Here is a 23,840-nt window from a genome sequence, read left to right as displayed (position 1 = left end):
AAAAAGAAACCTGGCATACGTAAGTATCCTTAGTCAAACACTTACTCGCCTTAAGCTAAAAGTGTCGTTTTAGGTTACTCACTCATGCCAGGCTTCTTAGCCCAACAACTGTGTCACACTCTGGCTTATTTGTAAAGTTCTGTAGCTAAACGCCAAGCCAAAACGCCTGGAATCAAGGCTACGACCAAAGCGATGTACACTTGAGTATCTGAGAGAGATGTCACAGCAAACAAGAGACTGTTGGATATAGGCATGGTTGGAAACCTCCTAAACTCAATGCATTTTAAATTAGTTCGTTTACTACTTTTCACTGTTTTGCGAGGTTTGGGGAACATCTTGTTACAAGATGCAACAAAAGCCGCGATCGCTCAGTAGTGATTCGTTATTCTTTTTAAAGAAAATATATCAATCTATGGATTTTTTTCTAGGGATCGATTTTGGGACATCTGGCGCTAGGGCGATTGTCATTGACGCTGAAGCGGTTATCCAGGCAGAAATGCGGTTTCCTTGGGAAAATTACCCTGATTGGCTAAATGTATGGCAAAAAGCTCTATGGGGGCTTTTAGGGGCGATTCCCGAACCACTGCGGCGAGAAATTAAAGCGATCGCGATTAATGGAACTTCCTCCACTGTTTTATTAACAGACGCGACTGGTAAACCTGTAGACGCGCCCTTGCTGTATAACGATCCACGGGGATCGGTGATGTTAGAACAGTTGAAAAGCTTCGCGCCGGAAAATCATACGGTAGTCAGCGCTACTTCTAGCCTCGGCAAACTTATGTGGATGTCACAATTGCCAACATTCAGCCAAGCCAGATATTTCCTGCATCAAGCGGATTGGCTCGCATTTCTGCTGCATGGACGCTTAGGTATTAGCGATTACCATAACGCCTTAAAGCTGGGTTACGACGTAGAAGAGTTAAAATACCCACAATGGCTAGAAAATTTGCAAATCCCGATTGAGTTACCGGAAGTTTTACCCCCAGGTACACCTATTGCTGAATTACGCCCAGAAATTGCTGCTAAATTTGGTTTACGTCAAGATTGTTTAGTTTGTGCGGGAACGACAGATAGTATTGCGGCTTTTCTCGCCAGTGGCGCAAAATCGCCAGGGGAAGCGGTAACTTCCTTGGGTTCGACATTGGTATTAAAACTCTTGAGTCGCACTCGCGTTGAAGATGCGCGATATGGAATTTACAGCCATCGTCTAGGCGATTTGTGGCTAACTGGCGGCGCTTCTAATACTGGCGGTGCAGTTTTGCGGGAATTTTTTACGAATGCTGAGTTAGAAAGCTTGAGTCAGGAGATTGATGCCAATACAGCCAGCGAATTAGATTATTATCCCTTGTTAAAACCAGGCGATCGCTTTCCGATTAACGATCCCCATTTACCCCCACGCTTAGAACCACGCCCAAATAATCCCAGAGAATTTTTACATGGGTTATTAGAAAGTATTGCCCGCATCGAAACAAGAGGGTATGAATTGTTACAGCAAATGGGCGCAGATAAGTTACAGCGCGTTTATACGGCTGGTGGTGGTGCAGCAAATAATACTTGGACTGCGATTCGCGGAAGGTATTTGCAAGTCCCTGTAGTTTCATCAACACAGACAGAAGCAGCCTATGGAACAGCGCTTTTGGCGATGGGGGAAGGGAAGGGGGACAAGGGAGATAGGTGTTTATAACTCCTAAACAGATTGCTATATATCTGTTTTCTTTTCTCTAAGACTTACGCACACTATACGAACTCTTGGCGTACTTGGCGTCTTGGCGGTTCAATAAATTAAAATTTTTAGTAATTTGTGCGTATTCTCTTCTCTCTGTGTTCTCTGCGCCTCTGTGGTTAGATCATTTTATTAACCGCAGAGGACGCAGAGAGCGCAGAGGAAAAACAGAATTGATTGCTCGCATTAAGACGATGGATAAATTAGTCGCCTTGATGAATTTGTTGATAAACCAAATCTCGAAGATTATTTGCAGTTTGGTTAGTAATAGATGCGTAAAGACTCCTCAGTGTCATTCGCACCAGCAAATTTTTTTGATGAGGTTGGATACCTAAACGTTTTCTTGCTGTTTGTGGAAGTTGCTGGTAACAAGTTTCGCTTAATATTTCCACAGATTCTAATATTTCTGCTTCATTTCCTAACACTTGTAGTATCTGTTCACAAATATCTTCTAAATCAGTATCTATCCCGGTGACAATAGACATATCTCGGCTGATACTTGGTTTATTAGATACCTGAATATAGGTTTCCAGGTTCGTCATCTGGGCAGCTATTTGGGGATGGGTGCTTCGTAGCAAGCGAATGTCATCTATCCCTTTTACTAACATCACTAAACGATCTAATCCCCAACCAGATGCTAAACCTGTATAACCAGGTTTGAGTAAATTCGGATGAATTTCTCCGCATTCTCCTATTTCAATCCAGTTACCATTAACTAATACTTCAATTTCTAAACCATTGCAGGTATATGGGTGTGATGTTTCATTTAAGCGATAGGAAACATTTGGAAGAATGGCGTTGATAATAACAGTAATTAGCTGAATTAAAGCTTCTCTAGCTAATTTTTGCTGTTGGCTAATTAACCATACATCCATTTGATGAGGTTCGCCAACATGACGTTTATCTACCACATCCCGACGGTAACAAATACCAGGATGCATAATGAGTTGTTCCCCCTGTAAGTGAGGAAGTAACTCTGGCATGATAACAGTGGTGTGAGTTCTCAGTAGCCTACCGTCGCTGAGGTAACGGGTGTATTTGGGGGAACGGGATAAACTTTCTTGTGGAATATACAGCTTATCGTAGTTATTGGCGATCGTGGTGATGGGAGAAGAACGCCAAATTGTGGGTTCGGGATAACCGGATGCTTGCAGAACTTCGGCTATTTGGTAGACGATAAGATTAATGGCGTGAATTCCATTAGCCGGGTTCGTCAAATCCGGCTTGAGAAGTCCAGGTGGTTCATTTTTTGCCTCTCGTAAATTAGTTTGTAATACAATTGTAACATAAAATGCTATCTAGGAAATTATTGTCAGAAAAAATAATAGGGAACAGAAAAAATAGAGATTATTTTTGCAGTTGTTGGTGAATGGGAATCTGAATAACAAACTCGGTTCCTTCTCCCAGGGTAGAAAAACAAGTGAGCTTACCACGATGTTTTTCGGTAATAATTTGATAACTGATAGACATACCCATACCTGTACCTTTTCCTACAGGCTTGGTTGTAAAGAAAGGATCGAAAATGCGTTGCTGAATATTTTCGGGAATCCCAACGCCGTTATCAGCGATCGCAATTTCTACCCACTGACTATCAATAACTGATGTGCGAATGGTAATCTGGCTGGGTTGGGCTTTAATCTCTGCAACAGTTCGCTGACTATTTTGTTCTTCCATTGCATCGATAGCATTGGATAAAATATTCATAAACACTTGATTGAGTTGTCCAGCATAGCACTCAACTTCAGGTAAATTACCATAGTCCTTAATGATTTCAATAGCTGGATAAGGCGATCGCGCTTTCAGGCGATGTTGTAAAATTAGCAGCGTGCTATCGATACCTTCATGAATATCCACCGTTTTAAAATCGGATTCATCCATGCGCGAGAAATTACGCAGCGATAACACAATCTCACGAATGCGATCGGTTCCTATTTTCATCGAATTCAGAATTTTTACCAAATCCTGCTGCAAAAACTCCAAATCCATTTCTTCCGCTTCCGCTTGGATTTCTACTGGAGCCTTAGGATAAAACTTCTGGTAAAGTCGGATAAAAGCTAAAAGACTATTAGAATAATCTTGTAAATAAGTCAAGTTTCCGTAAATAAAATTAACTGGATTATTAATTTCGTGAGCAACGCCAGCTACCAATTCTCCCAAACTGGACATTTTTTCACTTTGCACCAATTGTAACTGAGCTTTTTGGAGATTATCTAAGGTAAGTTGTAACTCTTGGGTTTGTTCGCGCAAACGAGCTTCTGCTTGCTGTAATTCTGCGATAGACTTTTCCTTTTCTTGCGCATCAGATTTCATCTTTTGTGCTAGCTGATGTCCATAAAACGTTACGCTAGCAACCATCAGTAGCATTGCAGATGCGATCGCAAACTCATAATATCGAAATACATTAGCAGCAACCTTTTCTTTCTGCAAAAGCTGCTGCTGAATCTGGCTGACATTACGGCGAAAAGTCGCCAGTGCTTTATTGACTTTATGATATTGACGATCCATCGTCGCCATGCGTTTACCAGCCATTTCCGGCTGATTCTGGCGAAAATAGTCAAAAATGAGTTTGGCTTCAGCTATCATTTCCGTGGTTGCTGCTTGTACTGAATCCAAGTCTTTGAGCAACTTTTCTACCTGCGCTGGATCTACTTGAGTTTGTAGCTCTTGTTTAATGCTGTTAAATTTCTGCTCAAAGTTATCTTGAGCAGTTGCTAATCTTTTTGATTCCATCTCCACATTTTGAGAATCAAAAACATCATTTCCAGGTGCATTAACATCTGCTAAAAGTTGACCTAATTCAGAATATCTTTCCAATCGCACAGCCCACTCATGATTTACCACAATGGATTGAGTATAGATGTCCATAATTCTGTGGTTAAGGTATAGGCTACTGGATACAGTTAATAGGTCAAAAGCTGCCAGAGCGTAGTAAATATACTGCCACTTAGCTATTGAGAACCATTGTACAAAAGTGGGAAACTTTTTTTTCAGGAATATTACTGATGCCGTCATGGGGGTTCTAAATTTACTGCTCAAGATGATTGATAAGTAGTCCCAAAGAATTATTCACACATAAATTTTTAGGTTAAGCTCAAGTTGTCAGCCTTGATTTTTGTATAAATTGTGCGCTCAATTTTGGTACAATACTTATAATTAATATTTCCCCAAATACCCTTAAGACGAACATATATGCTCTCTGTGTTCTCTAACTTGAAAATGGGCATGGGGCATTGGACATGGAAAGACAGATTTTCATGCCAGGTTTGTGGGTTTTTTCTGTGATTGGCTAACTTGAAAAAGTGCATTGTATCGAGTAAAAAATACTAGTTACCAGCCCCTTTTTTATGTGTCCTGGTGTACACAGTTCATGACAGCTACTTAGACGATAGGAAACACCAGGAAGAATTGTGTTGAGAATAACAGTAATTAATTGAAAGGCGAGTTTCTTAAAATTACTTATTTTTAATGTAAAGATTGTGTAAAGCTGTACTTGGAATGAGTGATTTTACATAAGCCGTTGTATAGTAACTTAAGTAAATAGTCAAAATTTTAACCAAGAAGTCTGCCGGCTTCTTGTAAATTTCGTTGTATAAATTTTGCATACTTGAGCGGATTAATTTTAGGAAGACTCCACGAAGTGGGGCTATTTTGCCTACTCATTTGTTTATTTACTGATTTAAATAAGGAATTGACATGAGTACAACCGTTCGCTATGAATATATTTCTCCTGGTGTAATTGATGTCATCGATGCAACTGGTGCTAAAACCAGGATGAATTTTACCAGCACCGGACAAATTCAAAGTATCCAAGACCCTTTAAACAGAGCTACAAATTTTACCTACGACACCAACGGCTATCTCAGCCAAATTACTGCCCCAGGTAACACAATTTACAAATATTCCTATGATTCCCAAGGACGCTTGCTGAGTCAAACCGACCCTTTGAATCAAAGTGTTAGCTTTACCTATGGTGCAAACTCCGATTCTCCAACTAAAGTCACAGACCAAAAGGGTAATGCTCTCCAGTATGCCTATAATACCTATGGGGAATTGACGGGAATTACTTACACCGATAACAAGTCAGAAACTTTTACCTATGATATAAATGGCAATCTGATTGAAGCCAAAGAACGTAGCGGTGATGTTTTTAAATACACCTATAACAGCACAGGGCAAATCACCCGTAAAACCTTTGATGATGGCAAGTTTGAGCAATATACTTACGATGCAAAAGGTAATTTAGCATCAGTCATTGATGTTAATAGCAAAACAACGAGTCTTATCTATGATGCTAACAACCGTTTAACTAAAATTACCTACCCAAATAGCCGCTTTCTAGAATTTGCCTACGATACCCAAGGTAGGCGCACTCAAATGAAAGACCAAAGCGGATTTACTAGCAACTATATTTATGACGCTGATGGTCGCCTCTCAAAATTAACCAATGCCAGTGGTGCAACGATTATTTCCTACAACTATGATACTGTTGGGCGCTTGTCACGGGAAACTAATGGTAATGGCACTTATACAACCTATGCCTACGATAATGCAGGGCAAGTAACGAGCATTATTAACTATGCATCGAATAATTCGATAAATTCTTCATTTGCTTACACCTACGACAGTTTGGGACGGCAAACAGGTGTGACTACAAGGGATGGTACTTGGGCTTATACCTACGATACGACGGGGCAGCTAGCAAGGGCACGATTTACTTCGACTAATACGAGTATTGCCAATCAAGATTTACAGTATGTCTACGATGCAGCAGGTAATCGCATCCAGACTATTGTGAATGGGGTGACAACTAATTACACGACTAACAACCAGAATCAATACACTACTGTTGGTGGTGCGACTTATACATACGATGCAGATGGGAATTTAACTAAGGTTGTTGATGGAACTCGCACTTGGACTTATACATATAACGACGAGAATAAGTTGATTGGTGCGGTGACTCCAGAAGGGACATTTAGTTATGAGTATGATGCTTTTGGGAATCGTGTTGCGTCAGTTCAAAATGGTCAACGGACAGAATATTTAATTGACCCCTTTGGGTTGGGTGATGTTGTTGGGGAATATAACGGTAGTGCAGCAACTAACTACGTTCATGGGATTGGTTTAGTTGGTCGCTTTGCTGGAAGTAATGCGGCTTATTATGATTCGGATTTGTTGGGTTCAACAGCAGGACTAACTAATGCTGCTGGTAGTTATGTGAACCGTTATGCTTATCGTCCGTTTGGGGAAAATTTGCTGACAACAGAGGGTGTTGCTAATCCTTTTGAGTTTGTTGGGCAATGGGGGGTGATGGATGAAGCGAATGGGCTGGATTTTATCCGCGCTCGATATTATTCACCTTTAACAGGTCGATTCACTAGTTTAGATCCAAGTGGTCAGTCTGGCGGAGTTAATCTCTATGCCTATACCTCCAATAATCCTGTTAATGAAGTGGATATTAATGGGAAATTTGCTATCATTATTCGTAACATCATTCGGAATCAAATACGGAATCAGACAAAGCCCGTTCAGCCCCCCATACCAATTCCTCCTCGTTTACCTCCCAAAGAAAAAGATCAGCCTGATCGAGACGGTGACGATTTTCAGAAAAAGTTTGATGAGGAAAAGCGTAAACGTAATGATGAAAGACGAGATCGTCGCCACGGCGATCCAGGAAAAGACACTGGTGACCGTATGGGAGGTGCTGAAAGAACTATTTCCCCACTAGTCCTAGATTTAGACGGTGATGGTATCGAATTAACTTCACTGCAAGAATCTGGTGCTTTCTTTGACCTCGATGCAGATGGATTTGCTGAACAAACAGGTTGGGTAAAAGCAGATGATGGGCTTTTAGCGCTTGATAGAAATGGCGACAAGCGCATCAACGACATCACCGAACTGTTTGGAAACGCCACAACTGACGGATTTATCATTCTCAAACAACTCGATAGCAATAACGATAATGTCATCGATTCCACAGATACCCAATTTGCGAATCTGTTAATTTGGCGAGACAAAGACCAGGATGGTTTTAGCGACGTTGGTGAATTGCGAAGCTTGGCTGATTGGGGAATCAGAAGTATCAACCTCAACTATCAAACCGCAAATGATACCAACCAAGGCAATCGCATTAGTAGCATTAGTAACTACACCCGAACAGATGGCGTTACCCGCGAAATAGTTGATGTTTGGTTTGCTCTCAACCAGGTAAATACAATCTACGAGAAAAAATATCAACTTAAAGCGGAAACTCTATTTCTCCCATCGCTCCGAGGTAATGGTAATTTAGCTGATTTGTATATTGCCATGAGCATCGACCCAATTTTATTGGGAATGATGCGGAATATTGTGTCTTTAAGTACTCAAGATTTTCAACAATTCCACAATCAATTTATTTCTCAAGTAGAAGCACTGCTTTACCGTTGGGCTGGTGTGGAAAATATTGCCACGAATAGCCGAGGTTTTTACATAGATGGGCGCAAACTCGCTTTCTTAGAAAAGTTTGTTGGCGAAAATTTCCAGCAAGCTGGCTGGGGTGCTAATCCCGGCCCCCAAGCCTCAAACGTGATTAACGGAGTCTGGAACGACCTATTCCGGGAACTCACAGGGCGTTTGCTTGTACAGGGACAAATGCGTAATTTGTTCCCTAATTCAACCTTTAGCCACAATGGCGACACACTAGAAACTATCACCAGCCTTGACACGATTCTAAATGGGTTAAGAACCAATGCACCTACAAATTCGGGTCAAGCAATTTTATATTGGAACTTCGCAGTTACCGCCTTAGATGCTTTCGAGGGTAGATTTAATCTTTCTCAAGAAGATTTTGACGCTCGCATCGCTCAAGTTTTGGCAAATGCGGGATTTTCTGGATTCCTCAACACTTTTCGCCAAGCGGATTTTCTCCAAGCGTTTGCTAATGTCACCTTTGGCACATCTGGTAATGACACTATCAATGGCACCACTGGAAACGACCAAATTAATGGCGCTGCTGGCAATGACACAATTTCTGGTGGAGCCGGAAATGATATTTTGGATGGGGGTATTGGCAATGACCGTATCGATGGTGGTGATGGTAATGACACTATCAAAGCGGGATTTGGTACGGATACCGTTGATGGTGGTAACGGTCAAGATACCCTAGAACTGGATTTATCCGGGCAAACAGCAAACCTCACCATCACTAACCCCCTTAACGGTGGCACTTTACCAGGTATCGCTTCGGCAACAAACATTGAATTTCTCAAACTCACAGCAGGTAGCGGTAACGACACTATCACCCAAGCCACTACCATCAATGGCAGTATCTTCCGCAGTAATGACATATTTAACGGTGGTGCAGGAAATGACATTATTAATGCTGGGTTGGGTCTTAACGACCAAGTAAATGGGGGTTCTGGTGTTGATACCCTGATTCTTAATTATTCCGTTAATGATGTTGGCAATCAAATGCAATTTACCATTGCTGGTAGTAATGGTAACGGTTTTTCTGGCAGTGCAGGAAGAACTGCAACTACTGGAGGTTGGCTGGATTCGATTAGCTTTACAGGCATTGATCGCTTTAACATTACAGCAACTCGCAACGCCGATACTATTGATGTTGGTGGTACTAACAGCATAATTAATGCTGGCGATGGTAATGATACTGTCACCCTTAGAAGTGTAGGTTTTACAGCTGATGGTGGTGCAGGTACAGATAAGCTGTTGCTAAATCTTTCGGCTCAAACCACCGACGTTAATATCACCGTCACCCCATCTGGAATTACCACTCCTGGTTTTACCAACTCGATTACCAATTTCGAGTCTATTTCGCTAACCAATACAGGTAGCGGTAACGATGTAGTTAATCTCAGCGCCACTGTTGGCGATGGAGGTTATTGGAATTATGGTAGCGAAGTCCGACTGGGTGCTGGCAATGATTCGGTAATTGGCGGCACTGGTACAGATGCATTTTACGGAGAAGCAGGAAATGACACCCTCGATGGTGGTGCAGACCGCGATCGCCTGGAAGGTGGTGATGGCAATGATATTTTGCGTGGTGGTGCAGGCGATGATAACGGGGAACGGCTGGCTGCTGGTGTTGTTTATGGTGGACTCTACGGTGGTGCGGGTAATGACACCTTAGATGGTGGCGATGGCAATGACTACCTAGACCCTGGTACAGGTGTTGACTCAGTAATTGGTGGTTTGGGTAACGATGTCCTCAACCTCAACCTTTCAACTGTGACAACAGCGATCGCAGTTAATTACACCAATACAACTGCTGGAACTGTTACAGGCGGCACAACTTTCCGTGAAATTGAGCAACTTTTCCTGAAAACAGGTAGCGCTAACGATGTGGTTAATCTCAGCGCCACCGTAGGAAGTGGCGGTAGCTGGAATTACGGTAGTGAGGTACGTCTTGGCGCAGGAAATGATTCGGTAATTGGTGGCACTGGTACGGATGCATTGTACGGAGAAGCCGGAAATGACACCCTTGATGGTGGTGCAGACCGCGATCGCCTTGAGGGTGGTGATGATAATGATATTTTGCGCGGTGGTGCTGGTGATGATAATCGGGAACGGCTGGTTGCTGGTGTTGAATACGGTGGTCTTTATGGTGGTGCTGGTAATGACACCTTAGATGGTGGCGATGGCAATGACTACCTAGACCCAGGTACAGGTGTTGACTCAGTAATTGGTGGTTTGGGTAACGATGTCCTTAACCTTGACCTATCAACCCGAACAACTGCTGTCACTATCAACTACACAAGTACCGCTAGTGGAACCGTGACTGGCGGCACAACTTTCCGTGAAATTGAGCAACTTTTCCTGAAAACAGGTAGCGCTAACGATGTGGTTAATCTCAGCGCCACCGTAGGAAGTGGCGGTAGCTGGAATTACGGTAGTGAGGTACGTCTTGGCGCAGGAAATGATTCGGTAATTGGTGGCACTGGTACGGATGCATTGTACGGAGAAGCCGGAAATGACACCCTTGATGGTGGTGTAGACCGCGATCGCCTTGAGGGTGGCGATGGTAATGATATTTTGCGCGGTGGTACAGGTGATGATAATGATGAGCGACTGGTTGCTGGTGTGAAATACGGTGGTCTTTACGGCGATGCTGGTAATGACCAGCTATTTGGTGATGCTGGTAATGACTGGCTTGCTGGAGGCGCAGGAAACGATACTCTAACCGGAGGTACTGGTATTGACAAATTTGTTTTCGATATCGGAACAGCTTTTACCACCAGCGCAATGGGAAGCGATCGCATTACCGATTTTCTTACAGGTACAGACAAAATTGTCCTTGACAAAACCACCTTTACCGCACTCACTACCTCTGCTGGTTCTAATCTCAATGCTAGCGAGTTCGCGGTAATTAACGAATCTACTAACGGCGCAACGGTAGCTGGTGCCAGCATTGCCCGTATGGTCTTTAACCGATTTAATGGCGATTTATTCTATAACGCCGATGGTGCAACATCAGGTTTAGGTTCCGGTGGATACTTCGCAACTTTATCAGGAGTTACAACTCTGTCTACAACAGATATCTTGTTACAAGCTTAAGGTGCGCAAATGAAACGTGTCACCAGACTAAAAATTTGTCAGAGTCTGGTGACAGTATGAAAACACAAATCTTCATCCAAAGTGGTAACCACTGGATAGAAGCAAGCGCTGTGAGGCGTTTCAGATTCTCTTTTCCCAGCCTGATGGCTAAATCAATTTACAAACCACAGCGATCGCATTCCTAATCCGTATTTCCTTGATTAGAGGAATAAAAAAATCCTGAATAAAATCGTTTTTTACCAAAAAAATCAGTATTTTTGGGTGGATATAATCAATTTTAAATATCTATTAGTTCCAGAAAAATAGAAAGGAATTCTCATGCGAAAATTCATATCAACTTTAATCCTAGTTATTGTTGCACAACTGATATTTTTTGTGTCGCAGATAACATTGTTCCAACCTACTAATGCTCAACAAAGTAGTAGCAAACTCTATGGAGTGCATGAGTTTAATATTGCCAAGCAGGCTATACATAATTTACCAGAGCGAATTAGTTTGATTCAGCAAGTAGGAGCAAAGGTAGTTCGTTTGCCTGTAAGTTGGCACTTAATGGAAGGGCAACAAGGAGTAACTCCACAATGGTTCTGGGATGAACTAGATGCAGAAGTGTCTGCTGCCGAAAAAGCAGGACTAAAGCTGATTATTGAATTGGGACAATCACCTTGTTGGGCTTCATCTGCACCGAATAAACGATGTCAAGACTCCAAGTACACTGATTACTTGTTATACCCACCAATTAAATACACTGACTATGCGAATGCGATCGCTAAACTTGTGCAACGTTATCGCAGTCGGGTTTACGCTTGGGAAATATGGAACGAACCCAATCTTAAAGGAAATTGGAAACCACTTGGCTCTCGTCCCCTAGCAATTAACGACTTCCACAATTCATTTATCAATCTTCAGGGTGCATCACAGTATGCAAACCTTGTTAAAGCATCCTATAACAAGATTAAAAGTGTTGACCGTAATGCTGTAGTATTAGCTGGTGCTATTGGATCTGGGGATGTTGATTATGTAAATGAAATGTATAAGGCTGGTATCAAAGGTTATTTTGATGCACTCTCTATTCATCCTTACACTGGCACTTATCCTGTGGGTCAGACAGATTCTAAATACAGTAGAAGTTATGGGCCAGATGAATGCCCTACCGGAGTAGAGTCAGCAAAGCTTTGGTGCTTTAAGGTTGGTGTCGAAAGAATACGACAAGCCATGCTAAATCAAAATGATAATAAACCTATTTGGTTTACTGAGTTTGGTTTTAGCAGTACTGAAGGATGGAAAGCGAGTAATCCTGACCTTGAAATTGGATGGAATGGTTCAGGTCTGAATGGTCAAGCCGAACATTTGCGAAAAGCTGTTGAGTTAATTAATAACTGGAGTTATGTTCCAGTTGCTTGCTGGTATCAACTAGTTGATAGATACGCTCGTAATGACCGAGAAGGTCGATTTGGTCTTTTTGATATCAACGGTAAAATTAAACCTTCAGGTCAGGCTTTTAAGCAACTTATGAGTACAACAAAACCAGTACTTATCTCGCCAAAAGGTCAAATTACAACAAATCCACCTGTCTTTTCTTGGCAAGCAACACCAGGAGCTACAAGTTACAAACTTTGGGTTAACGAGTATAGCAGTCCTAATGTTCCTGGTAAAATTAACCGTGACTTTACCCCAACACAAGCTAATTGTGCTAGCAGTACTACTTGTAAAGTCAGTCCTGGAGTACGTTTTGCACAAGCTAGCGCAGAATGGTGGGTAACAGCAAATTACAGTAATGGTAGTTCTCAACTAAGCGATAGCGCTACATTTACCGTTAAATAATCACCGTAGGGGGATATACTGTTGTCCGTTGTGAATCCCCCGCATCACTGCCATTAGCCTGTATGACTGTGTATTATTTAAGGCATAGCCATTTGCGCTTGCTCCCAGTTTCCGATAGATGTCTTTGTCGCCGTCGTAGGTTGTCAGGACAATCATCAGAGTATGGCCAAACAAGAGCGCAAATGGAAGCGATCACTTCTGAGCCTGGGGTGGTTCGTTAAAAATTGTTACCTACTCACAGCAGATTGCAACTCGGTGAGGTAAAGATGATTGTAAGGGTTAACAACCGTTCGCCCCAAAGCGTGCAACTCATTTACCTGAAATATGCTGTAACTTCTGCAACGCCAATAAACCTGCACCATAAGCAGGTTCATGCTTGGGAAATATCACTTTTACTTCGGGAAAATTCTGATTTAGAGAAGCTGTAAACCTCTGGTGCATTTTCGCTTTACCAGTCCACACACTTCCCGTAGTCACTACTTCTAAAACTGGGCGATCGCTAAAAAGTTTGTCAATAACTGTAGAGGTAGCGACAACTAAATATTGTACAGCATCATCAATGATTTGATTAGCGACGCGATCGCCTAAAGCAGCAGCTAAATCAACAATTTCTGCTAAAGCGGCGATTTCCGTCACACCCCAGCCTCGGCGATAGATTAACTCTACTAAATTTTCTAAATTGGATAATTCGAGATAAACTTTAAAAATATCTATCAAACTAGTAGGCATTCCGCTACCATCGTAAGCTTTTAATGCAGCTTGCACGCCCGCGATCGCAATTCGATAAGCGCTACCTTCATCACCTAAAATATATCCCCAACCACCAACGCGCTTAGTTATTCTCTGATGATTGCGTCCAAAAATTATCGAACCTGTACCTGCGGCGGTGACAATTCCCACGCTATTACCAGTACCGCCAACTAACGCAATTAAAGCATCATGACAAATCAAAATATTAGTTGTAGGTAATGTCCAGTTTATTGGCAGTAATTGACTATTTTGTAAGTCTTTAACTACACTTTTTATAACTTCAATATCTTCTTTACGTCCTACACCAGCTAAACCTAAACAAATTGCACTAATTGTTATCGGCTTAGTAATATTTACGGCTTTATCTGTCGCCGCCATGATAGCAAATTCAATTGATTGTTTAGCTGTAGCAATACCGATACTTTGATAATTAGACGCGCCAGCTTCACCCCGACTCACAACTTGGCGATTTTCATCCATCAAAACACAAACGGTTTTGCTACCGCCGCCATCAATTCCTAAAACGTAATTCATGGATAAATTCAAAATTCGCTATTTTATTGCTTGAAGAAAGGCAGAGGGCAGAGGGCAGAGGGCAGAAGTTACAGCAGATTGCTAGTTGGTAAGGTACAAATTATAGTTGATTGTAGGGGCACTGGCACTGCCATGCCCCGAAGCGCGTACCTCATTTACCTAAAATATGCTGTATCAAGATATATTTTTGTTATATGCCAGTACTTACGTAAAAATTATCAAAAACCTTGATTTATGAACCGCCAAGACGCCAAGAACGCCAAGAAGTTATAGAGTGTGCGTAAGTCATATCTGCCTCGCTTTTTTCTTTTAACTGGTGGGAGGTTTGACTGGTTCTTGTAAGGGAATGAAAAAGATAGTAATCATTCCGGGAATCGTCAGCAAACAGACCAAAATAAAAAATAATGGATATCCCACTGCTTGTTGAATTGTACCGCTAATTGCCCCCGGTAACATCAAACCTAAAGCCATTAGTCCAGTAGATATGGCGTAATGAGAGGTTTTATATTCACCTTGGCAGATATACATTAAATATACGCTAAAGGCTGTAAAACCTAGTCCATAACCAAATTGTTCTAAGGAAACAAGGGGATAAACTAATGTGAGTGATGGTTTATTATAGGCGAGATATACATAAAATATGTCCGGTAAATTCAAAGCTAAAGCCATCGGTAACAGACATTTTTTTAAGCCGTAGCGGGAAATTAACATTCCGCCTAAAATGCCGCCAATAATTAAAGAGAGTACGCCAAAGGTTCCGTAAATTAGTCCAACTTGTTCGGTGGAAATAGCCAACCCGCCTTTCTCTAATTTGTCTAGGAGAAATAACGAGGCTATTTTGACAAGCATGGCTTCACCGAATCGGTAAAGTAAAATAAATGCTAAAATTGCTAATATTTTTTCTTGGCGAAAATAGGTTTGGATAATATCTAAAAAAGGTATTTTTTCAGCTTGGGCTTGTGATTGCCTGGGAATATCTGATTCCGGCCAAGGTAAAACGAAGCGGTGAAAAATAAACAGAATCGCAAAAATTACGGCGGAAAAACCGATCGCGATCGCCCAACTTAAAGGAATATTATTAAGTGTGGTTTCTAAGCGCCCAGCTAAAATGACTAACAAGCCGCTACCAAATAATACAGCAATACGATAAAACAGCGAGCGAATACCTACAAAAAAGGCTTGTTGTTCGGGACTTAATGCCAACATATAATAGCCATCTGTAGCTATATCATAGGTGGCGGAAATAAATGCGCCGACTGTTAAGGCTGCTAAGGAGATGAAAAAGAAATTGGGTAGTTGTAAGGATAAGGCGACTAACGTTAAGCAGCAAAACATGGCAAATTGGGTGACAAGTATCCATGTTCTTTTGGTGGCGTAAATATCGACAATTGGCCCCCAAAACATTTTTAGTACCCAGGGGAGGTAGAGAAAGCTTGTCCAAGCGGTGATTTGGTCGTTGTCGATGCCGAGTTTTTTGTAGAAGATGACGGAAACGCTGCTGATGAGAACGTTGGGGACACCTTCAGCGAAGTAGAGGGTGGGAATGTATGTCCAGGGGGAACGGGTTTTCATGGAATTAACGAACCGCGAAGTCGCGAAGAGCGCGAAGGAGGATTAAGAAGAGAGGATAATACGTTTGATGCCGTCTTTGAGCAATGGGACGTTAAAGTTAATGAGCAGGGCTAAACGGTGTTTAGTCATTTTTAGGTAGGAGAGAACTTGAGCTTCGTGAATAGGGGTTAAATTTTGAACTGCTTTCAATTCAACAACTAGAGAATCTGCAACCAAAAAATCTAATCTTCCCTCACCTACCGGACGACCTTTATAAACTACTTTGACTGGATGCTCAGACTTATGGGGTATCCTGCGTAAAAGAAATTCCTCTCTAAGAGCTTTATGATACACCTCTTCCAAAAATCCAGGCCCTAATATCTGATGTACTTCAATTGCAGCCCCAATTACCCTATAAGCTAACCTCTCCAGATCTTCACTCAATTGCTTCATTCTTCTTTCATCTTCCTTAGCGTACTTCGCGTCTTCGCGGTTCGTTTCCATAAATCCCTCTCCAACCCTGTGGCAAAATTTATTAGAGTCCTTCCAAACGTAGTTTTCCCCGCATGACCGCAACTATACCTAATCTCCCAAGTCTGTACGAACCGTTCTCCACAGAAGCCAAATGGCAAAAATTCTGGGAAGAAAACCAAATTTACAAAGCCGACCCCAATCGCGGCGGCGAATCTTACTGTGTTGTCATCCCCCCACCAAACGTCACCGGTAGTTTGCACATGGGACACGCCTTTGAAAGCGCGTTAATTGATGTGCTGGTGCGTTACCACCGGATGCAGGGACGCAACACTTTATGGCTACCCGGAACCGACCACGCCAGCATCGCTGTACATACCATGCTGGAAAAGCAACTCAAAACTGAGGGTAAAACTCGCTACGAGTTGGGACGCGAACAATTTTTAGAACGCGCTAAACAGTGGAAGGCGGAATCCGGCGGATTTATTGTCAATCAACTGCGCCGCTTGGGTGTGTCGGTGGACTGGTCGCGGGAAAGATTTACCCTGGATGAGGGTTTATCGCAAGCTGTGGTGGAAGCGTTTACTCGTCTGTATGAGGAAGGCTTAATTTATCGCGGTGAATATTTGGTTAACTGGTGTCCTGCTTCTCAGTCGGCGGTGTCGGATGTGGAAGTAGAAAACCAAGAGGTAAATGGTAATCTCTGGCACTTCCGCTATCCCCTCAGCGATGGGTCTGGTTATGTGGAAGTAGGGACGACTCGACCAGAAACAATGTTGGGCGATACTGGGGTGGCTGTTAACCCCAGTGATGAGAGATACAAGCATTTAATTGGCAAGACGGTAACTCTGCCAATTACACAACGGGAAATCCCGATTATTGGCGATGAATTTGTCGATCCGACTTTCGGTACTGGTTGCGTTAAGGTGACTCCCGCCCATGACCCGAACGATTTTGAAATGGGTAAGCGTCACAATTTGCCGTTTATTAATATCCTAAATAAAGATGGTACTCTCAACGCAAATGCGGGTGAGTTTCAAGGACAAGACCGCTTTGTCGCGCGAAAGAATGTGATTGCCCGCCTAGAGGCAGATGGCTTTTTAGTCAAAGTAGAAGATTATAAGCATACTGTTCCTTATAGCGATCGCGGAAAAGTCCCCATCGAACCTTTACTATCTACTCAGTGGTTTGTGAAAATTCGCCCCTTAGCTGACCGGGCGCTGGAATTCATCGACCAGAAAAATTCTCCCGATTTTGTCCCCCAACGCTGGACTAAGGTTTATCGCGATTGGTTAGTCAAGCTCAAAGATTGGTGTATTTCTCGTCAATTGTGGTGGGGTCACCAAATCCCTGCTTGGTATGCTGTTAGTGAAACAAACGGACAAATCGCTGATAATACTCCCTTTGTCGTTGCCAAAAACGCCGAGGAGGCATGGGAAAAAGCCAAAGCACAATTTGGTGAAAATGTCCAGATTGAGCAAGACCCAGATGTATTAGATACTTGGTTTTCTTCAGGACTGTGGCCGTTTTCCACATTAGGCTGGCCGCAACAAACCCAAGATTTAGCAACTTATTACCCTACGACTACCTTAGTTACAGGTTTTGACATTATCTTTTTCTGGGTAGCCAGAATGACGATGATGGCGGGTCATTTTACCGGACAAATGCCATTTAAAGACGTTTACATCCACGGCTTAGTCTTGGATGAAAAAGGTCAAAAAATGTCTAAGACCAAAGGTAATGGCATTGACCCCCTATTATTAATAGATAAATATGGCACTGATGCCCTACGTTATACCTTAGTTAAGGAAGTCGTCGGTGCAGGTCAAGATATCCGCTTGGAATATGACCGGAAAAAAGATGAATCGCCATCGGTGGAAGCTTCCCGCAACTTTGCCAATAAGTTGTGGAATGCGGCGCGGTTTGTGATGATGAATCTGGACGGACAAACACCGCAGCAATTAGGTGAACCCATCGCCACCGAATTATGCGATCGCTGGATTCTTTCACGCTACCATCAAGTAATTAAACAAACCAGTAATTACATCGATAATTATGGTTTAGGTGAAGCAGCAAAAGGATTGTATGAATTTATTTGGGGTGACTTTTGCGACTGGTATATTGAACTAGTGAAATCTCGCCTGCAAAAAGATGCAAATCCCGCATCGCGACGAGTAGCACAACAAATCCTCGCTCATGTTTTAGAAGGAATTTTAAAACTGCTTCATCCTTTTATGCCTCATATTACCGAGGAAATTTGGCAAACTCTCACCCAACAACCAGCAACTACCCCTCAAACTATATCTTTACAAACCTATCCCCAACTGAATACGCAGCAGATAGCGCCAGAAATTGAGACTCAGTTTGAGCTTTTGATTGATACTATCCGCACTATTCGCAATTTACGCGCCGAAGCCGAAATTAAGCCAGGGGCGAAAGTCACGGTAAACTTCCAAAGTGAAAACCCAACAGAACGTCAAATCTTGACTTTGGGACAAGCCTATATTAAAGATTTGGCTAAGGTGGAGACTTTAACCATTGCGGATAAGTCTAATCAAGCTACAGTTACTCCTAAAGAATCTGTTAGGGGTTTAAAAACCATAGGCTTAATTATTGTGGCGATTGTGTTTACTCGGTTGGCTTACACTGTTGGTTATGCAATTGATGAAGTTCCTATCTTTGGAACCTTCTTTGAAATTGTCGGTTTGGGTTACACAGCTTGGTTTGCTAGTCGCTATTTACTTTCAGCGTCAGCGAGAAAACAGTTGTGGACAAAGTTATTCCCACCCACAACAGAACAAGCGCCACAAGCAACACCGCAGCCTGAATCAGCAGATAATTCCATTGCTGGTGTTGTCGGTACAATCCAAGTTGTCATTCCCCTCAAGGGTGTAGTGGATATTGAAGCAGTGCGCGCCAAGCTAGAAAAAAGCCTCAGCAAAGCTGAAGCCGAAGCGCAATCTCTCACTAGCAGATTAAGCAACCCTAACTTTGTTGATAAAGCACCAAAAGATGTAGTTCAAACTGCGCGAGATGCTTTAGCAGAGGCGCAAAAACAAGCGGAAATTTTACGCGATCGCCTGCGTGGTTTAGTATAAATGCAAGCAGTAATGGGTAAATTAAACATAGTTACCCATTACTTCTTGAAAATCCTGAAGATTGGAAGACATTGAAGCTTTCTGCAAAGCAGTTAAAGAAAAGTAGCGACAGCCATGCGATATTTAGCCCAAGTACACAAAAACGAATTTTTAAAACAGTACCAATTGCGCTTATTAGCGCGAGAGGAAGCCGAGCATATTTGGTCAATTATCCCAGAAGATGCGGTCATTCTTTTAGGTAAAGGTAACACCATGAGCGAAAGATTGCTGGTGTTAGTAGAACTTTCCGCTACCGGAGACATCGAAAAATTAGAAGATGCTACCAACTGGGTACTACATTTAGTCCAAGCCTACCTATCTACAGGTGTTAGCCCAGATTTTTTACAACAAGAAGCAGAAAGAGCAGAACATTGGCGACAAACCTTGACTTTACAAAATCAAGATTTAGCCAGACGTTCTTTAGAATTAGAAGCCCGTCGCGAACAAATTCAAGCTTTAGAAGAAAGTTTGAAACGAGATAAAAAGGAGCCATGCGATTTTGTGGAATGTCCCTACAAAGATAGCGATAGCTAATTTTTAAACATGATAAAAAATTATTAAATTATTGCAGTCGTTCCCAGATAATTTAAAATTCAAACCAGTTTGACTAATTGTCAGCTTTTATTTTTTCTTGCTATTTTGACTGCTGTATATTCACCAAATCAAACAACCTACATTTTATTTTGACTTCTCTTCAAAATCTGCTAACGCACAAGCAAATTCTCGAAAAGAGGTTTTGATTAATACTTCTTTCATTCCCCTTTCTAAAGCCGAATCGCGGATCATATCTGCTAATTCTATAAATAATAGAGAAATCATAAATCGGTCTTGACGATCGATTTGTTTTAAACAAGATGTGATAAATTCATACAACTCTGTTTTTCTGGGTTTAGTTTCTTCTTCCCACAATTGAAAAGCTAACCTAAAAGTTTTCAAACGAATTTCACTAGTATTATAAGACGCATCTTTGTAGCGAATTGATACGCGCTGGGGCATTTCCATAAATTTTCACAGATAAACTCATTATAAAATCTTCTTCGGTTTTTATATTGACTCATCCGGAGAAATAATCTTATTAATAATCAGAGACTAGACCAAGCTTTTTATATTATTGAGTAGTAGAAAAACTATACATTTACGCAAAAATTCTTACTAAACTTTATCTCATAAATCGCTACAATCAGAATGTTTACTTAGTTGACGCTGAAGTTGTGGCTACTGTATCTTGTCCTCGCTGTCATCAACTCGTAGATAATCAGGCGGTTACTTGTCCTTATTGTCGCGTAACTCTCAAAGCTTATGGTCATCCGGGTATTCCCTTGCACCGTGCTGTTGGTAATGAGTATCTTTGTGATAGTTGTACTTATCATGCTGATGATACTTGCAATTTTCCCCAACGTCCCCACGCAAAAGATTGCACCCTTTACCAAAATATTGCGGAGAGTAAATTACAGTCACAACCGCAACTTCCTAATCAAAGTTTCGGTGTAACTGTGAAAATTTGGATTCAACGCAATCAAGCGTTACTATTATTAATCGGGTTACTGTTTATTTGTTTATTGATTGCGCTTTCTACATCTTAAGGATTTAGTCAATAGTCAATAGTCAATAGTCAATAGTCAATAGTTATTTTTCCTCCTTGTCCCCCTTGTCTCCCTTGTCTCCCTTGTCCTCTACTTTTAACTAGAGACTATATCAGCTAACTAATTTAATTTTACTGGCGGCGCTGGTGGCTTTTTCTCTTGCTTGTTGGACATCCGCACCTTTCGCTAAAGCTACTCCCATACGGCGATAGGGATGGGATGTGGGTTTACCAAATAAGCGGATATCTACATCTGTTTCTGATAAAGCATCTGCAACACCTATATAGGCGATTGAATCTGATTTTTCAGAAGCTAAAATCACCGCACTAGCTGAAGGTCCAAATTGTGTGATATTGGGAATTGGTAAGCCTAAAACTGCTCTTAAATGTAGTTCAAATTCATTGAGATTTTGAGAAATTAAAGTTACCATTCCCGTATCATGAGGTCTGGGAGAAAGTTCAGAAAAAATTACTTCATCTTTAGTAATGAAAAACTCTACACCAAAAATTCCCGCACCACCCAAAGCATCGGTAACTTTGGTGGCAATTTCTTGAGCTTTTAATATTTTCTCTTCAGATATACCTGCTGGTTGCCAAGATTCTTGATAATCACCTCTTTCTTGACGATGACCAATAGGAGAACAGAAAATAGTCGGTGCATTCCACTGTTTAATTGTCAATAAGGTAATCTCAATTTCAAAGTCAATAAATTCTTCGACAATTACCTTTTGAGTATCGCCACGAGAATTAGCGATCGCATAATTCCAAGCCTGTTCTACTTCATCTTTATTCTGGATTACCGACTGACCTTTTCCTGAAGATGACATCACTGGTTTCAACACATTTGGAAAGCCAATTAAATCAGCAGCAATGCTCAATTCTTCTAAGGAGTTAGCATAACCATATCTAGCTGTTCTAATGGCTAATTCTTGATTGGCTAAATCGCGTATTCTATCCCGATTCATGGTGTAATTTGTAGCTGCTGCCGTGGGAATAACTGTAATTCCTCGCTGCTCAAATTCTAAAAGTTTTTCGGTTCTAATTGCTTCAATTTCTGGTATAATTAAATCTGGTTCATGCTTAGTGACTATCGCTTCTAAATCATCACCACTGAGCATAGAAATCACTTCCGAGCAGTCAGCAACTTGCATCGCTGGTGCATTGGGATAGCGGTCAACAGCAATTACATAATTACCCAAGCGTTGAGCAGCAATGACAAACTCCTTGCCTAATTCTCCCGCACCCAATAGCATTATTTTTTTAGGTAATTTAATCGAATTATTCATCAATCTGCTTTGCTTATTTTACGTTTAATTATCATCGGCCGAAGTTATAAACCTAGCGCCACGTATTTGTAAATCTTTACGTTGCTGAGGGGTTAAACCCGTACCATTACCAAACTGACATTCATCTACAAGCGCACTCAACCAAATCGTCTCATTTAAGGTTGCGCCGCTTAAATTTGCATTTCGTAAATCGGCTCTGGTAAAATTGGCAAATAACAGGTCTGCATTGACTAAACTGCAACCTTGTAAGTTTGCCTCTAATAAATTACCACGAATAAAATTAACTGATTCTAAGTTTAAACCAGATAAATCTGCGCCGCTTAAATTAGGAAATTTCAGACTGCTGGGATTATTTAAAAATCTGCTAATACAGGTGATATTCGCTGCATTGAGCTTGATTTGAATTAAAAAATTATACCGAGATATACCTAATTGCTGGAGAATTTCCAGTCTTTGTTGTGGAGTTTGTTCTAAAAAATAAATAGCGCGATCGCGTAACTCTTGAGTTGGGATATTGAGCATTATGCCATTGTTGAGCAATATTATCTAATGTTTATACATTGAGTATACTGCCGATTGTTTGTGCTGGGATTCTCACCTCGTGAAACAGAAAACAAAAAGCGATCGCAGAATTTTCCAACAAAGAAAGTAGTTTTTAAATTTCTCGATCTGCAGGATAATCGAGATCCCTGTAAACATGCCGATCTATCTAAAATTAAAACTATCCTACCTGTGCAATAACTTTGCCAATTTCTTGAGGGGTTGCACCTGTCGCTAACATTGCGCGAATCAAAAGTTCAATGGAAACAGAAGAGTCACAATTTTCAGCTTTAGCAATACGAGGCTGGCTTGAGTGCAATTTCTGGGCTAATTCTGTTTGAGTCATTAATTTTTGTCGTCGCTCTTTCAAATTACGGCTAAGTGCAAGTTTAATCTCAATAAGTGCAGCTTCTTCTTGTGTTAGTTCCAAAAATTCGGAAACATTTCCAACTTTCCAGCCTTTTTCTTCTAAACGTTTTCTTTTAGCTTCATCCATAATATTAATCCTGTATATCCTGCTCGTACTGGCTCAGTCTTTTTTTGCTGTTATCGATTACGCTATTGGGTGTAGTTCTAGTTGTTTTATTAAAGACCTCAATAATTAAAATTGCATCGTCATCAACGCGATAAATAATTCGCCAATTTTTACCTGTATCCCGAATCCGCAGTTCGTGACAATGAGTTCCAATACTAGGCATTGGTCTTGAATGTGGCAATCCCAGATTTTCACCTTGCTGTAAGCGCCTGAGTAATACTCCTGCTTCTATGCGTGCTTCTTGGCTAAAGGGAGGAGTTTTAATCTCGCCATGTAACCAGACTAAAGGTTTGTCGCTTGCGTCCATTTATAAAATATATCAAATTTGATATATTTAATGATTGCAGCAAACAAACTTGTT

Annotated in this window: 18 protein-coding genes; 7 read left to right on the top strand and 11 right to left on the bottom strand. The window is 41.5% G+C overall.

The genetic code is table 11. The annotated features are described in order from the left end of the window. Positions 1-125: 125 nt before the first annotated feature. On the bottom strand, positions 126-224 hold the full coding sequence (gene psaM / locus AACW45_RS19305; protein WP_373462038.1) for a photosystem I reaction center subunit XII: 99 nt from the start codon (positions 222-224) through the stop codon (positions 126-128). A gap of 188 nt (positions 225-412) precedes the next feature. Between psaM and AACW45_RS19300 the strand changes: the two genes are divergently transcribed. Next, a complete protein-coding gene (locus AACW45_RS19300) occupies positions 413-1,684 on the top strand; it encodes an FGGY-family carbohydrate kinase (protein WP_190628765.1) in 1,272 nt (423 codons plus the stop codon). Positions 1,685-1,926: 242 nt separating this feature from the next. On the opposite strand, the gene srmL is transcribed toward AACW45_RS19300, so the two are convergent. After that, entirely contained in the window at positions 1,927-2,940 is a 1,014-nt protein-coding gene (gene srmL, locus AACW45_RS19295; RefSeq protein ID WP_190628602.1) for a PheS-related mystery ligase SrmL, read from the bottom strand. Between the two features lie 130 nt (positions 2,941-3,070). Beyond that, a complete protein-coding gene (locus AACW45_RS38435; RefSeq protein WP_373462030.1) occupies positions 3,071-4,588 on the bottom strand; it encodes an ATP-binding protein in 1,518 nt (505 codons plus the stop codon). A gap of 828 nt (positions 4,589-5,416) precedes the next feature. Between AACW45_RS38435 and AACW45_RS19285 the strand changes: the two genes are divergently transcribed. The 3 genes from AACW45_RS19285 (at position 5,417) to AACW45_RS19275 (ending at position 13,093) form a co-directional block, all read left to right on the top strand. Further along, on the top strand, positions 5,417-11,272 hold the full coding sequence (locus tag AACW45_RS19285) for an RHS repeat-associated core domain-containing protein (protein WP_190628597.1): 5,856 nt from the start codon (positions 5,417-5,419) through the stop codon (positions 11,270-11,272). A 56-nt stretch (positions 11,273-11,328) separates the two neighbouring features. Beyond that, positions 11,329-11,457 carry a hypothetical protein gene (locus tag AACW45_RS19280; protein ID WP_339381970.1) on the top strand — a complete coding sequence of 43 codons (129 nt, stop codon included), beginning with the start codon at positions 11,329-11,331 and terminating at the stop codon, positions 11,455-11,457. A gap of 133 nt (positions 11,458-11,590) precedes the next feature. Further along, positions 11,591-13,093 carry a cellulase family glycosylhydrolase gene (locus AACW45_RS19275; protein ID WP_190628594.1) on the top strand — a complete coding sequence of 501 codons (1,503 nt, stop codon included), beginning with the start codon at positions 11,591-11,593 and terminating at the stop codon, positions 13,091-13,093. A 309-nt stretch (positions 13,094-13,402) separates the two neighbouring features. On the opposite strand, the gene AACW45_RS19270 is transcribed toward AACW45_RS19275, so the two are convergent. The 3 genes from AACW45_RS19270 to AACW45_RS19260 form a co-directional block, all read right to left on the bottom strand. Continuing rightward, positions 13,403-14,377 (bottom strand): N-acetylglucosamine kinase, encoded by a 975-nt coding sequence (locus tag AACW45_RS19270; RefSeq protein ID WP_190628589.1) that lies wholly within the window; start codon positions 14,375-14,377, stop codon positions 13,403-13,405. A 309-nt stretch (positions 14,378-14,686) separates the two neighbouring features. Continuing rightward, positions 14,687-15,949 carry an MFS transporter gene (locus tag AACW45_RS19265; protein ID WP_190628587.1) on the bottom strand — a complete coding sequence of 421 codons (1,263 nt, stop codon included), beginning with the start codon at positions 15,947-15,949 and terminating at the stop codon, positions 14,687-14,689. A gap of 42 nt (positions 15,950-15,991) precedes the next feature. Continuing rightward, positions 15,992-16,432, bottom strand: coding sequence for a GxxExxY protein (locus AACW45_RS19260; protein ID WP_190628584.1), 441 nt, complete (start codon positions 16,430-16,432; stop codon positions 15,992-15,994). Positions 16,433-16,494: 62 nt separating this feature from the next. On the opposite strand from AACW45_RS19260, the gene AACW45_RS19255 reads away from it, so the two are divergent. Both AACW45_RS19255 and AACW45_RS19250 read left to right on the top strand, forming a co-directional pair. Further along, on the top strand, positions 16,495-19,497 hold the full coding sequence (locus AACW45_RS19255; RefSeq protein ID WP_190628581.1) for a valine--tRNA ligase: 3,003 nt from the start codon (positions 16,495-16,497) through the stop codon (positions 19,495-19,497). Positions 19,498-19,611: 114 nt separating this feature from the next. Beyond that, positions 19,612-20,070 (top strand): hypothetical protein, encoded by a 459-nt coding sequence (locus AACW45_RS19250; RefSeq protein WP_190628573.1) that lies wholly within the window; start codon positions 19,612-19,614, stop codon positions 20,068-20,070. Positions 20,071-20,214: 144 nt separating this feature from the next. Here AACW45_RS19250 and AACW45_RS19245 read toward each other — a convergent pair whose 3' ends face one another. Then, a complete protein-coding gene (locus tag AACW45_RS19245) occupies positions 20,215-20,538 on the bottom strand; it encodes a hypothetical protein (protein ID WP_190628570.1) in 324 nt (107 codons plus the stop codon). Between the two features lie 209 nt (positions 20,539-20,747). Between AACW45_RS19245 and AACW45_RS19240 the strand changes: the two genes are divergently transcribed. After that, on the top strand, positions 20,748-21,119 hold the full coding sequence (locus tag AACW45_RS19240; protein ID WP_190628568.1) for a zinc ribbon domain-containing protein: 372 nt from the start codon (positions 20,748-20,750) through the stop codon (positions 21,117-21,119). A gap of 112 nt (positions 21,120-21,231) precedes the next feature. Here the strand turns inward: AACW45_RS19240 and purT are convergent, their stop codons facing one another. The 4 genes from purT to AACW45_RS19220 all read right to left on the bottom strand — a co-directional run bounded on the left by purT (position 21,232) and on the right by AACW45_RS19220 (position 23,786). Next, positions 21,232-22,404 carry a formate-dependent phosphoribosylglycinamide formyltransferase gene (purT, locus tag AACW45_RS19235; RefSeq protein WP_190628566.1) on the bottom strand — a complete coding sequence of 391 codons (1,173 nt, stop codon included), beginning with the start codon at positions 22,402-22,404 and terminating at the stop codon, positions 21,232-21,234. A gap of 24 nt (positions 22,405-22,428) precedes the next feature. Continuing rightward, positions 22,429-22,926, bottom strand: a complete 498-nt coding sequence (locus AACW45_RS19230) for a pentapeptide repeat-containing protein (protein ID WP_190628564.1) — start codon at positions 22,924-22,926, stop codon at positions 22,429-22,431. Positions 22,927-23,125: 199 nt separating this feature from the next. Further along, entirely contained in the window at positions 23,126-23,440 is a 315-nt protein-coding gene (locus AACW45_RS19225; RefSeq protein ID WP_190628562.1) for a helix-turn-helix domain-containing protein, read from the bottom strand. A 4-nt stretch (positions 23,441-23,444) separates the two neighbouring features. Beyond that, entirely contained in the window at positions 23,445-23,786 is a 342-nt protein-coding gene (locus tag AACW45_RS19220) for a type II toxin-antitoxin system RelE/ParE family toxin (protein ID WP_190628560.1), read from the bottom strand. Positions 23,787-23,840: the final 54 nt, after the last annotated feature.

The sequence above is a fragment of the Calothrix sp. FACHB-168 genome, from assembly GCF_963889195.1.
GTDB classification, from domain to species: Bacteria; Cyanobacteriota; Cyanobacteriia; order Cyanobacteriales; family Nostocaceae; genus Aulosira; species Aulosira anomala_A.
The sequence above is the reverse complement of the archived record's forward strand: the minus strand, read 5'-3'. Positions and strand labels throughout refer to the sequence as shown.

What these genes read in the sequence shown, in the direction of transcription:
- AACW45_RS19270 (WP_190628589.1), bottom strand. Translation starts at nt 14,377, where the DNA reads ATGAATTACGTTTTAGGAATTGATGGCGGCGGTAGCAAAACCGTTTGT.
- AACW45_RS19255 (WP_190628581.1), top strand. Translation starts at nt 16,495, where the DNA reads ATGACCGCAACTATACCTAATCTCCCAAGTCTGTACGAACCGTTCTCC.
- AACW45_RS19285 (WP_190628597.1), top strand. Translation starts at nt 5,417, where the DNA reads ATGAGTACAACCGTTCGCTATGAATATATTTCTCCTGGTGTAATTGAT.
- AACW45_RS19260 (WP_190628584.1), bottom strand. Translation starts at nt 16,432, where the DNA reads ATGGAAACGAACCGCGAAGACGCGAAGTACGCTAAGGAAGATGAAAGA.
- AACW45_RS19275 (WP_190628594.1), top strand. Translation starts at nt 11,591, where the DNA reads ATGCGAAAATTCATATCAACTTTAATCCTAGTTATTGTTGCACAACTG.
- AACW45_RS19300 (WP_190628765.1), top strand. Translation starts at nt 413, where the DNA reads ATGGATTTTTTTCTAGGGATCGATTTTGGGACATCTGGCGCTAGGGCG.
- AACW45_RS38435 (WP_373462030.1), bottom strand. Translation starts at nt 4,588, where the DNA reads ATGGACATCTATACTCAATCCATTGTGGTAAATCATGAGTGGGCTGTG.
- AACW45_RS19225 (WP_190628562.1), bottom strand. Translation starts at nt 23,440, where the DNA reads ATGGATGAAGCTAAAAGAAAACGTTTAGAAGAAAAAGGCTGGAAAGTT.
- AACW45_RS19265 (WP_190628587.1), bottom strand. Translation starts at nt 15,949, where the DNA reads ATGAAAACCCGTTCCCCCTGGACATACATTCCCACCCTCTACTTCGCT.
- AACW45_RS19220 (WP_190628560.1), bottom strand. Translation starts at nt 23,786, where the DNA reads ATGGACGCAAGCGACAAACCTTTAGTCTGGTTACATGGCGAGATTAAA.
- purT (WP_190628566.1), bottom strand. Translation starts at nt 22,404, where the DNA reads ATGAATAATTCGATTAAATTACCTAAAAAAATAATGCTATTGGGTGCG.
- AACW45_RS19245 (WP_190628570.1), bottom strand. Translation starts at nt 20,538, where the DNA reads ATGGAAATGCCCCAGCGCGTATCAATTCGCTACAAAGATGCGTCTTAT.
- AACW45_RS19230 (WP_190628564.1), bottom strand. Translation starts at nt 22,926, where the DNA reads ATGCTCAATATCCCAACTCAAGAGTTACGCGATCGCGCTATTTATTTT.
- AACW45_RS19280 (WP_339381970.1), top strand. Translation starts at nt 11,329, where the DNA reads ATGAAAACACAAATCTTCATCCAAAGTGGTAACCACTGGATAGAAGCA.
- AACW45_RS19250 (WP_190628573.1), top strand. Translation starts at nt 19,612, where the DNA reads ATGCGATATTTAGCCCAAGTACACAAAAACGAATTTTTAAAACAGTAC.